General features: G+C 68.2%; 10 protein-coding genes. 7 read left to right on the top strand and 3 right to left on the bottom strand.

Features of this window, described 5'->3' with window-relative positions; translation table 11 throughout:
* Positions 1–87: 87 nt before the first annotated feature.
* A complete protein-coding gene (locus ACLJQM_RS18590; protein ID WP_086859227.1) occupies positions 88–387 on the top strand; it encodes a YciI family protein in 300 nt (99 codons plus the stop codon).
* On the opposite strand, the gene ACLJQM_RS18585 is transcribed toward ACLJQM_RS18590, so the two are convergent.
* Positions 384–536 (bottom strand): hypothetical protein, encoded by a 153-nt coding sequence (locus ACLJQM_RS18585; protein ID WP_169734962.1) that lies wholly within the window; start codon positions 534–536, stop codon positions 384–386. The two genes, ACLJQM_RS18590 and ACLJQM_RS18585, sit on opposite strands and share 4 nt — an antisense overlap.
* Before the next feature lie 193 nt (positions 537–729).
* On the opposite strand from ACLJQM_RS18585, the gene typA reads away from it, so the two are divergent.
* From typA to ACLJQM_RS18555, 6 genes are all read left to right on the top strand, one after another.
* Positions 730–2,655, top strand: a complete 1,926-nt coding sequence (typA, locus tag ACLJQM_RS18580) for a translational GTPase TypA (RefSeq protein ID WP_247018781.1) — start codon at positions 730–732, stop codon at positions 2,653–2,655.
* Between the two features lie 336 nt (positions 2,656–2,991).
* Positions 2,992–4,728 (top strand): ABC transporter family substrate-binding protein, encoded by a 1,737-nt coding sequence (locus ACLJQM_RS18575; protein ID WP_360766171.1) that lies wholly within the window; start codon positions 2,992–2,994, stop codon positions 4,726–4,728.
* 290 nt (positions 4,729–5,018) lie between these two features.
* Complete coding sequence (locus ACLJQM_RS18570) at positions 5,019–6,830, top strand: ABC transporter family substrate-binding protein (RefSeq protein WP_360764945.1); 1,812 nt, start codon at positions 5,019–5,021, stop codon at positions 6,828–6,830.
* A gap of 186 nt (positions 6,831–7,016) precedes the next feature.
* On the top strand, positions 7,017–8,033 hold the full coding sequence (locus ACLJQM_RS18565) for an ABC transporter permease (protein WP_360764948.1): 1,017 nt from the start codon (positions 7,017–7,019) through the stop codon (positions 8,031–8,033).
* Positions 8,026–8,955, top strand: a complete 930-nt coding sequence (locus tag ACLJQM_RS18560; protein ID WP_410632136.1) for an ABC transporter permease — start codon at positions 8,026–8,028, stop codon at positions 8,953–8,955. The genes ACLJQM_RS18565 and ACLJQM_RS18560 overlap by 8 nt, the downstream gene beginning before the upstream one ends.
* An 82-nt stretch (positions 8,956–9,037) precedes the next feature.
* Positions 9,038–10,054: an ABC transporter permease gene (locus tag ACLJQM_RS18555; protein WP_410632135.1), complete on the top strand. Its 1,017-nt coding sequence runs from the start codon at positions 9,038–9,040 to the stop codon at positions 10,052–10,054.
* A gap of 7 nt (positions 10,055–10,061) precedes the next feature.
* Here the strand turns inward: ACLJQM_RS18555 and ACLJQM_RS18550 are convergent, their stop codons facing one another.
* The gene (locus ACLJQM_RS18550; RefSeq protein WP_410632134.1) at positions 10,062–10,412 is read right to left on the bottom strand and encodes a hypothetical protein; all 351 of its coding nucleotides are present in this window, start codon (positions 10,410–10,412) and stop codon (positions 10,062–10,064) included.
* Between the two features lie 117 nt (positions 10,413–10,529).
* Entirely contained in the window at positions 10,530–12,311 is a 1,782-nt protein-coding gene (locus ACLJQM_RS18545; RefSeq protein ID WP_410632133.1) for an ABC transporter ATP-binding protein, read from the bottom strand.
* Between the last annotated feature and the right edge of the window lie 112 nt (positions 12,312–12,423).

The raw sequence follows: 12,423 nt of genomic DNA, 5'->3' as shown, positions 1-12,423 counted from the left end.
GCCGCCGAGGGCGGCCACCAGCTGGACGTCTGCGCGTGCATGCGGCGAGCATAGGCGCGAAGGGGCTTGCGGGTCTACCGTCCAACCATGTATGTCGTCCTGCTGAACTACACGGCCCCGATCGAGCAGATCGACCTCGCGCTCCCGGACCACCAGGAATGGCTGAACAAGCAGTACGAACACGGCCACTTCCTCGCGTCCGGGCGGCGGAACCCGCGCGTCGGCGGTGTGATCATCACGCGTCCGCTGAACCGCGGGAAGCTCGACGCCATCCTGGCGTCCGACCCGTTCTGCGTGCAGCACCTCGCGCAGTACGAGGTCATCGAGTTCTCGCCGACCAAGACCGCTCCGGAGCTGCGCTTGCTCAACGAAGCGGTACCGCACTAGGCGGCCAGGTCCTGCTTCGCCTTCTTCAGAGCCAATACCGGGCACTTCTTGCAGCGCGGCTTCGACCGGCAGCACTTCTTCTTGACCTTGCCGGCCTTCATCAGCTTGCGCACGACCTTCCTGGGGTCGTCCGGCTGCTTCTTGCCCACGCGCACGCACCTTCCGGATCGGCGAGGTCACCGGGTCTCCACATTAGGTGAGGCTAACCGATCTGGGGGCGTGGGGCTGCTCACAAACGCGTGGAAGGTATCCTTGGTGAGGTCCGCGTGTGACCAGAGCCGGTCACGGGATGCCTGACGGCTTGCGCGGCCACCCACACCTTTGAAGTTCAGGAGTCTTCGCGTGCCCGCAGCCAGCGCTACCGTCGAAACCGGCCGGCCGACCGGTAAGACCCGGCCCGACCTGCGCAACGTCGCGATCGTCGCCCACGTCGACCACGGCAAGACCACGCTCGTGGACGCGATGCTGCGCCAGTCCGGCGCCTTCGCCGAGCGGGCCGAGCTCGTCGACCGCGTGATGGACTCGGGGGAGCTCGAGCGCGAAAAGGGCATCACGATCCTCGCGAAGAACACCTCGATCCACCGCCAGACGCCCGAGGGCTCGGTGACCATCAACGTCATCGACACCCCCGGCCACGCCGACTTCGGCGGCGAGGTCGAGCGCGGCCTGGCCATGGTCGACGGCGTCGTCCTGCTGGTCGACGCCTCCGAGGGTCCGCTGCCGCAGACCCGCTTCGTGCTCCGCAAGACCCTCGAGGCCCGCCTCCCGGTGATCCTGCTGGTCAACAAGACCGACCGGCCGGACGCCCGGATCTCCGAGGTTGTCGAGGAGACCCACGACCTGCTGCTCGAGCTGGCCAGCGACATCGAGGACGCCGACCACGACGCGATCCTCGACCTGCCGGTCGTCTACGCCTCCGCGCGCGCCGGCAAGGCGAGCCTGGAGCAGCCCGCGGACGGCGAGATCCCCGAGAGCGAGAACCTCGACCCGCTGTTCGACACGCTGCTCCGGCACGTGCCGCCGCCCGCCGCCGACCTCGACGCGCCGCTGCAGGCGCTGGTCACCAACCTCGACGCGTCCAACTTCCTCGGCCGCATCGCGCTGATCCGCATCCACGCCGGCAAGCTGCGCAAGGGCCAGACGGTGGCCTGGATGCGCGAAGACGGCAACGTCCAGAACGTCCGGATCTCGGAGCTGCTGGTCACCGAGGCGCTCACCCGCGTCCCGGCGACCGAGGCCAGCGCCGGCGAGCTGGTCGCCATCGCCGGCATCCCGGACATCACCATCGGCGACACCCTCGCCGACTCCGAGAACCCGGTGGCGCTGCCCCGGATCACCGTCGACGAGCCCGCGATCTCGATGACCATCGGCGTCAACACCTCGCCGCTGGCCGGGCGCAACGGCGGCGACAAGGTCACCGCGCGGCTGGTCAAGGCCCGCCTCGACCAGGAGCTGATCGGTAACGTCAGCATCCGCGTGCTGCCGACCGAGCGCCCCGACACCTGGGAGGTCCAGGGCCGTGGCGAGCTGGCGCTGGCCATCCTCGTCGAGCAGATGCGGCGCGAGGGCTTCGAGCTGACCGTCGGCAAGCCGCAGGTGGTCCTGCGCACGATCGACGGCAAGCTGCACGAGCCGTTCGAGCGCCTCTACATCGACTCGCCGGAAGAGCACCTCGGCGCGATCACCCAGCTCCTGGCCGCCCGCAAGGGCCGCATGGAGGACATGAGCGGCAACGGCACCGGCCGGATCAAGCTGGAGTACGTGCTCCCGTCGCGCGGCCTGATCAGCTTCCGCACCGACTTCCTCACCGAGACCCGCGGCACCGGCATCGCGAACCACGTGTTCGAGGGCTACTTCCCGTGGGCGGGCGAGATCCGCACCCGCCACAGCGGGTCCTTGGTCGCCGACCGCACCGGCCCGGTCACCGCGTACGCGATGATCCAGCTGGCCGATCGCGGCACCTTCTTCGTCGAGCCGGGCGCCGAGGTGTACGAGGGCATGGTCGTGGGCGAGAACCCGCGCTTCGAGGACCTCGACATCAACATCACCAAGGAGAAGAAGCTGACCAACATGCGTCAGTCCTCCGCCGACGTGATGGAGACGCTGGCCCGTCCGCGCAAGATGGGCCTGGAAGAGGCGCTGGAGTTCTGCTCCGTCGACGAGTGCGTCGAGGTCGCGCCGGAGGTCGTCCGGGTCCGCAAGGTCACCCTGGACGTCAACACCCGCGCGAAGGAGCGTTCGCGCGCGAAGAGCCGCGACAACGGCTGACCGTTTCGAGACCCCGAAAAGCCTCCCGGTGCGAGCCGCCGGGAGGCTTTTTCGTCCCTTCTCCAGCTACCCCCGGTGCAAAGGCGGCGAACGGGTTGTCACGAAATGCGGTTGCCTTCTCCTTATATCTTTATAGGGCGGTGGGTGGCGTTCGCGCGTGTTCCGCCGTTCCGGAACGGTCCGGGAACCCGGACGGTGGTTCGCGCGTCTTTTCCAGAGCGCCCACCTTGGGGCGGTGAGCCCGGCCGATCCGGGTATGGGAATCTCGGTTCCGGCCGCGAAGGCGGGCGTGGGAGCATGGCTGACCCGATCGGCGGAATCTGGGAGGAACGGGGCGTGCGGGTGAATCGCAAGGCGGTGCCGGTACTGGCACTGGCGGCCGTGCTGCTCACCTCGTGCTCGAACACCCCGCCACCCCCGGTGGTGTCCTCGTCGGTCGCACCGGTGTCGACCACCGGCAAGACCCCGTCGCAGATCGTCGTCGGCGTCGACGACGTGCTCGGCGGGTACAACCCGCACAACCTCGCGGACTCGTCCCAGGTGACCTCGGCGCTCTCGCAGCTGCTGCTGCCCTCGGTGTTCCGGCAGAAGGACGACGGCAGCAGCCAGCTCGACAAGAACCTCATGAAGTCCGCCCAGGTGGTCTCGCAGCAGCCGTTCGTGGTCGCCTACGAGATCCGGCCGGACGCGTCCTGGTCCGACGGCGCGCCCATCGCCGCCGAGGACTTCGACTACCTGCGCACCCAGATGCGCGACCAGCCCGGCGTGCTCGAACCCGCCGGCTACCGCCAGATCTCCGACCTGCAGTCCCGCGAGGGCGGCAAGCGCGTCGAGGTCACCTTCGCCAAGCCGTACCCCGGCTGGCAGGCGCTGTTCTCCGGCCTGCTGCCCGCCCACCTGCTCAAGGACGCCCCCGACGGCTGGCGCGGGGCCCTCGCGGCGAACTTCCCGGCCGTCGCCGGCCCGTTCTCGATCAAGAGCATCGACACCGCCCGCGGCGAGGTCATCCTCGAGCGCAACGAGCGCTACTGGGAGAAGCCCGCGGCGATCGACCGGATCGTGCTGCGCCGGTCGGACCAGAACACCCTGCTGGCCGCGCTGCAGAGCGGCAACGACCAGTTCGCGCTGGCCAGGACCACCGGCGACGAGCTCAAGCGGCTCGGCGAGCTGGGCTCGGCCGTGCGGCTGCACACGGTCGCCCGGCCGGTGGTGGCCGGCGTGCTGCTGCGCCCGGTCAGCGCCACCCTGCAGGACGCCCAGGTCCGCGCCGGGGTCGCCGCGTTCGTCGACCGGACCAAGCTGATCACCGAAGGCGTGGCCGGCGGCCCGTCGTCGGCGCTGCACGCCGACGCCCAGGTCAAGGCGCCTTCGGAGGCCGGGTACGCGGCGACCATCCCGCCCGGCCCGCCGACCGCCCCCGACGTCGCCAAGGCCGAGGAGTCGCTGAAGGCGGCCGGCTACGCCAAGACCGCGGGCACCTGGCGCAAGAACGGCAAGGCGCTCTCGCTCGTGATCGCCTCGCCGGGCACCCAGGAGCCGTACGCGTCGATCGCCAAGGAGCTCACCGCCCAGCTCGTCGCGCAGGGCATCGAGGTCAACGCGATCACCCCGCAGCCGCGCGACCTGTTCGGCGGCCTGCTCGCGATGCCAGTCGTCGACGGCGTCCAGCAGCCGACCGGCGACTCGGCCGGCAACGTCGGGATCGACATCGCGGTCGTGCCGCAGGCGGTCGGCGGCGACCCGGCCTCGGTGCTCGCCTCGAACTTCGGCTGCCGCCTCGAGCAGACGGCCACCGGAACGGACCCGGCCAAACCCGTCGTTCCGGGCAATTCGGCGGGCTTCTGCGACCCGGCGCTGCAGCCCTCGATCGACGCGGCGCTGTCCGGCTCGACGCCGATCACCGAGGCGCTGACCACCCTTGAGCCTGAACTTTGGCGCCAGAACGTGGTACTTCCGCTGTTCCAATTGGCTGACACCCTGGCGATCGGATCCGGCATCTCGGGCGTCACGCCGGGTCCCCCCATGGTGGGCCCGTTCGGGTCCGCGGTGAACTGGACTCGCGGCCCGAAGTAATCGCTCGACTACGCATTCAGTACTACCGGGTGATCTTTACGGACGCCTTCGAGTGGGTGACTTTGAATCCGTGAGGTAACCGTCGTATTTCTGGATGTCCACTGGAAGTCACCCTTTGGTCACGATCGACCCTGAACTGGTGACTGTCGGTGCTTTTCCTTTCTAGCGTGCACCCGCAGTGCGCCAGTTGAGTGTCGCTTGGCGTGTCGTAGGCTCCGGCCCATCCAAACCGGAGCGGTGTGGGCCCTTGTCCCGATATTCAAGGGCTCAGTGCTAGGAGGGCACACTTCATGAGGAGATCCAAAGCAGTCTCCGCTTTGTCGCTCGTCGCCGGCGCTTCGCTGCTGCTGAGCGCCTGCAGCGGTGGTGATTCGGGTTCGGGCAGCACCGATCAGAACGGATCGTCGACCGACGTCAAGTCGATGGCTGCCGGCAAGGCCGAGACCGGTGACCTGTTCAAGCTCGCGGACACCCCGGGGTACGACGGCACGGTCACGATCGGTATCGACGACGGGTACTCGGGGTACAACAACCAGACCCCGGACACCAACAGCTCGTACAACAACTACGTCCTGACCGCGGTGCTCTCCGGTACGTTGAAGCTCGACGGCAACAACAAGGTGCTGCTGAACAACGACGTCTTCGAGTCGTGGGACGTCACGACGAAGGACCCGCAGCAGGTCACCTACAAGATCAAGCCGAACGTCAAGTGGTCGGACGGGCAGGCGTACGACTGCAAGGACCTGTACCTGGCGTGGCTGTCGCAGAGCGGCCTGGCGAAGGGCCCGGACGGCAAGAACCCGTTCAACTCGGCCTCGACCACCGGGTACTCGCTGATCAAGACGGCGACGTGCAAGGACAACCTGACCTTCGTCACCGACTACAGCGAGCCCTACCTCGACTACAAGGGCCTCTTCAACGCGCCGGCGATCATGCCCGCGCACATCCTCGAGGCCAAGACCGGCATCGCGGACATCACGAAGCTGGCCCCGACCGGCGACCCGGCGCAGATCAAGGCCGCCGGTGACTTCTGGTCGAACGAGTGGAAGGGCTTCAAGGCGGACATCATGCCGTCGTCGGGCCCGTACAAGATCACCGCGTTCGACGCCAACCAGAAGGCCGTCACCCTCGAGAAGAACCCGACCTGGGTCGGCGGCAAGGGTGGCCCGTCGAAGATCGTCATCAGGGCCATGGAAGACACCAAGGCGATGGCGACCGCGCTGCAGAACGGTGAGATCGACGTCGCGGCGTCGACCCAGCCGGACGCCACCGCGGCCCAGACGATGAAGGGCCTCGCGGCGCAGGGCGTGACCTACGGTTCGGCCTCGCAGCTGACCTACGAGCACCTCGACCTGAACTTCAAGCGCATGTTCGCCGACAAGGACCTCCGCAAGGCGTTCCTCGAGTCGGTCAACCGCAAGGAGATCACGGACAAGCTGCTCAAGGAGGTCCAGGCGGACGCGGAGCCGCTGAACAGCGTCGTCTTCTTCCAGGGTGAAGAGGGCTACACCGACCTGTACAGCAGCAAGGCGGGCCTGGGCGCCGACGCGGCGGCCAAGACGCTGACCGACGCCGGCTGGGTCAAGGGCGGCGACGGCATCTTCGCCAAGAACGGTGTGCGCGCTTCGTTCAAGATCACGCACAACCAGAACGCGCGCCGCAGCCAGACCGTCGAGATCATCATCTCGCAGGCCAAGGCGGCCGGCATCGAGGTCAAGGACGAGACCGACGCCAACTTCCTCAAGGGTGGCCGCGTCTCGACCGGTGACTACGACGTCGCGCTGTTCGGCTGGTCGGCCCAGCCGTTCAAGGCGGAGTCGAAGTCGATCTACGTCTGCCCGGACAAGGGTGGCGAGCAGAACTACCAGTCGCTGTGCGACCCGAAGATCGACGACGCCTACAACGCCGCGGTGAAGGCGACCGACGAGCAGGTCAAGGTGCAGAAGTACCAGGAGGCCGACAAGGCCATCGCCGACGACTACGCGACCCTGCCGCTGTTCCAGACGCCGAGCATGTGGGCGTTCAAGGGCATCGACCGCGTCTACATGCAGTCGTACGACGGTGTGCTGTGGAACGTCGGCGAGTGGGAGCAGAAGAAGTAGGGCTCGTCCCGCCTCTTCTTTCCCCTCGCTCCAGATGACCTGGGAGGTACCGGGGTCCGGCCACGAGCCGGGCCCCGGTACCCACCGGAAGTAGCTGTTGACCGTAGGGTTACCGCCACTACGGTAGACAACCGGGTAGCGGTCCAGCGCACTTCTGACGACCAGGCCCGGATGAGGAGCAGTTCGTTGAACCTGGTGATCTACATCTTTCGCCGTCTGGCGATATCGATTCCCGTCCTCCTGGTCGGGACTTTCTTGTGTTTCGTCATGGTCGCCGGCACCGGCGACCCGCTGGGCGAGCTGCGCCAGAACCCGCAGATCAGCAAGGAAGCGCTGGCCGCCACGGCCACCAAGCTCGGTCTCGACCAGGGCATCATCCCCCGTTACTTCACGTGGCTCGGTGACTTCCTGACCGGCAACTGGGGCATCTCCATCGCGCAGGGCAACGCCCTCGCGCCGGTGGCCCCGAAGGTGATGGCCGCGCTCGGCGTCACGTTCAAGCTGGTCGTCGGCGCCGAGATCCTCGCGCTGATCATCGGCATCATCGTCGGCGTCCTGGCGGCGGTGAAGCAGTACTCGATCATCGACTACATCGCGACCACCCTCGCCTTCCTGCTCTTCTCGATGCCGATCTTCTGCATCGCGATCGTGCTGAAGCGCTACGCGATCGAGATCAACGGCTGGGTCCGCGACCTGGGCCTGTCCGACGTCCTCGGCAACCCGTGGCTGCGCACGACCAGCCCGGAGCAGCTGCGGACCGACGGCGTCGGGGACTTCATAACCAGCACGATCGGCGCGTACCTGCTGCCGACGCTGTCGATCATGGCGATCAGCTTCGCCGCGTACAGCCGGTTCCAGCGCGCCTCGATGCTCGAGGTCATGGGCTCGGACTACGTGCGCACCGCGCGCGCCAAGGGCCTTCCCAACGGGCGGGTCATCTTCCGGCACGCGTTCCGCAACGCCCTGATCCCCGTGACGACGCTGTTCTCGGTGAACTTCGGCTCGGTCCTGGCCGGCGCCATCATCACCGAGACGGTCTTCAACTGGCACGGCATGGGCACGCTGCTCGTCGAAGCGGTCACGAAGAACGACACCCAGGTCATGATGGGCTGGCTCGTGGTGATCGCCTCCCTCGTGATCATCGCCAACCTGATCGCCGACCTGATGTACGGCATCCTGGACCCGAGGATTCGCGTTGGCTGACTTGAACTCTCTTCTCGCGACCGAAAAAGCGACCGCCGACGGCACGCTCCCGCCGGACGCGCTCCCGGAACCGCGGAGCCAGGGCAAGCTGGTCCTGCGGAAGTTCCTGCACCACAAGCTGGCAATGGCGTCGACGGCGGTGCTGGTCCTGATCGTGCTGATCAGCATCGTCATGCCGATCTTCTGGAAGCACGGCTACCAGGACAGCTCGTTCCCGTCCTTCGCCAAGCCCAGCGGCGACTTCCCGCTCGGCACGACCCAGGTCGGCAAGGACATGGTGTCGCAGGTGCTGCGCGGGACGCAGTACTCGCTGCTGATCGCGCTCACCGTGTCGATCCTCGCGACCGTGATCGGCGTGGTGTTCGGCGCGGTCGCCGGTTACCTGCGCGGGTTCACCGACTCGGCGATCTCCCGGGTGACGGACCTGTTCCTGATCATCCCGCAGATCGCCGCGGCGGCCATTCTCGCCAAGGTGTTCGGCGGCGGTACCTGGTACATCGTCGCGCTGGTGCTGTCCGCGTTCGCGTGGATGCCGATCGCCCGGATCACCCGGGCCGAAGCGATGTCGTTGTCCCAGCGCGAGTTCGTCGACGCGGCGCGCGCTTCGGGGGCCGGCATTTCCCGGATCATCTTCAAGCACCTGGTGCCGAACATGGTCGGCAGCATCACGGTCAACGCGACCCTCGCGGTCGCGCAGGCCGTGCTGGCGGAAGCCGCGCTGTCGTTCATCGGCCTCGGTGTCCAGCTGCCCGACACTTCGCTGGGCCGCGTCATCCTGGAGAACTACGCCCAGCTGCAGACGCGGCCGGCGCTGTTCTTCGGGCCGTTCGTCGTGCTCGTGCTGATTTCACTGACGATCAACTTCATCGGTGACGGTCTTCGCGACGCCTTCGACCCGCGCCAGCGGAGAATGAAGGCCTGAACGCACGACGCGGGGGTGACCGGGGTTCCGGTCACCCCCGCGCTCGTTCTCGCCGCGGGATCGCCGGACCTGGGGGTTTCGGATGAACCTTGTGCTCTACGTGCTCAGACGGCTGGCCATCTCCGTCCCGGTCCTGCTGGTCGGCACGTTCCTCTGCTTCGTCATGGTGGCCAACACCGGCGACCCGCTCGGCGAACTCCGCAGCAAGCCGGGCATCAGCGCGTCGGCGATCGCCGACACCGAGCACAAGCTCGGTCTCGACCAGAGCGTGGTCGCCCGCTACTTCACCTGGCTCGGCCACTTCCTGACCGGCGACTGGGGCATCTCGATCGCCCAGGGCAACGCGTTCACGCCGGTGGCGCCGAAGGTGATGGCGGCGTTCAACGTGACGTTGGAGCTGGTCCTGACGGCGTCCGTGCTGGCGCTCTTCTTCGGCGTGCTGGTCGGCGTCCTGGCCGCGGTCAAGCAGTACTCGATCTGGGACTACGCGGCGACGACGCTGGCGTTCCTGATGTTCTCGATGCCTATCTTCTGCGTGGCGATCGTCCTCAAGGGCTACGCGATCCGCGCCAACGTCTGGGTCCGCGACCTCGGCCTCGCCGACGTCCTCGGTGACCCCTGGCTGCGCACGACGAGCCCGGAGAGCCTGTCCGCGACCGGGGTGGGCGACGCGCTCGCGAAGTACGTCGGCGCGTTCCTGCTGCCGACGCTGTCGATCATGGCCATCACGTTCGCCGCGTACAGCCGGTTCCAGCGCGCGTCGATGCTGGAGGTCCTGGGCGCGGACTACGTCCGCACAGCGCGCGCCAAGGGCGTCTCGAACAGCCGCGTGATCTGGCGCCACGCGTTCCGCAACGCCCTGATCCCGGTGATGACGCTGTTTTCGGTCAACTTCGGCGCCACGGTGACGGGCGCGATCATCACCGAGACGGTCTTCAACTGGCACGGCATGGGCACGCTGCTGGTGGAGGCGGTCAACAAGAACGACCCGCAGGTCCTGATGGGCTGGCTGGTGGTGATCGCGGCGAGCGTGATCGTGGCGAACCTGCTGGCGGACCTGCTGTACGGCATCCTGGACCCCCGGATCCGCGTGGGCTGAGCCCGGCTCACCACAGCTCGGCGAGAGCGGCGAGGCGGTTGCGGAAGGTCCGGGCGTCGCCGGCCGGCAGGGCGTGGGCGACGAGGTCCAGGACGTGGCGCACCTCGTCCGGATCGGGGCAGCACCGCAAGACGCCGCACCCGGACTCCGGATCCCACAGCCGGTGGATCGGGTCGCGCACGAACCCCTCCCACGCCCGGAGCGCCTCGGCCGCGGCGCCGGGCCACAGCCGGGTGCGTTCGAGGCGGACGAGGCACGCCAAGCCCCTCGGTGAGAGACCGCCGAGCGTGGGGACGGGCTCGCCGGTGGTGCCGCGAGGGGGGTCCGCGCGGACCCGGGCCGGCGATCTACGCGCCATGGCCCCTTCGCGTGGTCGACATGGACCGATTCTCGCACGCGAGCCCCGCCCACCGCCTCGTAACGCAGTGAAGGCCGCCGCCCAGCCCGGGCGGCGGCCTTCAGTGTGCTCAGAGCGTCAGTCGGCCACGGGAGCCAGCTTGCCGGCCTCCCAGGCCGCGCGGCGCTCGGCCTGCAGGACCGGGTCCGCGACCGGGGCCGCCGACAGCAGGCGCCTCGTGTAGTCCTGCTGCGGCGAGTGGAGCACCTGGTCGCGCGTGCCGACCTCGACCAGCTTGCCGTGCTGCATCACCGCGACGCGGTCGGCCAGGAGGTCGACCACCGCGAGGTCGTGGCTGATGAACAGGCACGCGAACTGCAGCGACTGCTGCAGGTCGAGGAACAGGTCCAGCACGCGGGCCTGCACCGACACGTCCAGCGCCGACGTCGGCTCGTCCGCGATGAGCAGCGCCGGGTCGAGCGAGAGCGCGCGGGCGATGGCCACGCGCTGGCGCTGGCCGCCGGAGAGCTCGTGCGGGTAGCGGTTCATGTAGTGGCCGCCCAGCTCGACCTTGTCGAGCAGCGAACGCACCCGCGCCGACAGCTCCTTGCCGGAGAGCACCTTGTGCAGCACCATCGGCTCGGCGATCGACTCGCCGATCGTCATCTTCGGGTCCAGCGTGGACGCCGGGTCCTGGAACACGATCGAGAAGAACCGGCGAAGCGGGCGGATCTCCTTCGCCGACATCGTCGTGATGTCCTTGCCCGCGATCGCGATCGTGCCCTGGGTCGCGCGCAGCAGGCCCACGGCGCAGCGGCCGACGGTCGACTTGCCCGAACCGGACTCGCCCACCAGGCCGACGATCTCGCCCTTGGCGATGGTCAGCGAGACGTCGTCCACCGCGCGGTTCTTGGCCTGGCCGCGGCGGCCCGGGTACTCGAGCACCAGGTTCTTGATCTCGAGGGCCGGCGCGGTCTCCTCGATCACGGCCTCCAGCTCGGCGTCGGCCAGCCGGATCTCCTCGGCGATCTTGGCGGCCTCGGTGCTGTCGGACGCGATCCCGGTGTCGTCGAGCAGGCGGCGGCCCTCGGGGCGCTGGCCGAGCACCGGCACCGCGGCGAGCAGCCGCCGGGTGTAGTCCTCCTTCGGCGACGCGAACAGCTCGCGCACCGGCGCCTCTTCGACGATCTCGCCCTGGTACATGACGATGACGCGGTCGGCCATGTCGGCGACGACGCCCATGTCGTGGGTGATCAGCACGATCGCGGTGTCGAGCGTGTCGCGCAGCTTGCGCAGCAGGCCGAGGATCTCGGCCTGGACCGTGACGTCGAGCGCCGTGGTCGGCTCGTCGGCGATGATGACCTTCGGGTCGCACGAGATCGCCATGGCGATGACGACGCGCTGGCGCAGGCCGCCCGACAGCTGGTGCGGGTACTGCTTGAACCGCAGCGGCGGGTTCGGGATGCCGACCATCTCGAGCAGCTCGATCGCGCGCTGGTCGGCGGCGGCCTTGGAGATGTCGAGGTGCGAGCGGAGGGACTCGCGCAGCTGCCAGCCGACCGTGTAGACCGGGTTCAGCGCGGTCATCGGCTCCTGGAAGATCATCGCGACCTGGTTGCCGCGGATCTTCTGCATGTCCTTCTCTTTGAGGTCCGCCAGGTTGCGCTCGCCGAGGCGCAGCTCGCCGGCGATCCGGCTGGTCTTCGGCAGCAGGCCCAGCACCGACATCGACGTGACGGACTTGCCGGACCCGGACTCCCCGACCACGGCGACGATCTCGCCGGGCTGCACGTCGAACCCGATGCCCTTGACGGCGTCGACGACGCCGTCCTCGGTCTGGAACGACACGCTGAGGTCGGAGATCGACAGAACGGATCCGGACACGCCGGCGACGTCCGCCGAAGTTGCTTCAGTGCTCACCAAGATGCCCTTCGTGGGGGTACAGACGATCGCGACGCGGCGGTCGCGACTCGCGCGAGGATAACCGAGGGTGTCCCCGACGAAGGTCGGAGCACGGGAATTACGCTCAACC

It is taken from the genome of Amycolatopsis sp. cmx-4-83 (assembly GCF_046548815.1).
GTDB classification, from domain to species: Bacteria; Actinomycetota; Actinomycetes; order Mycobacteriales; family Pseudonocardiaceae; genus Amycolatopsis; species Amycolatopsis pretoriensis_A.
The sequence above is the reverse complement of the archived record's forward strand: the minus strand, read 5'-3'. Positions and strand labels throughout refer to the sequence as shown.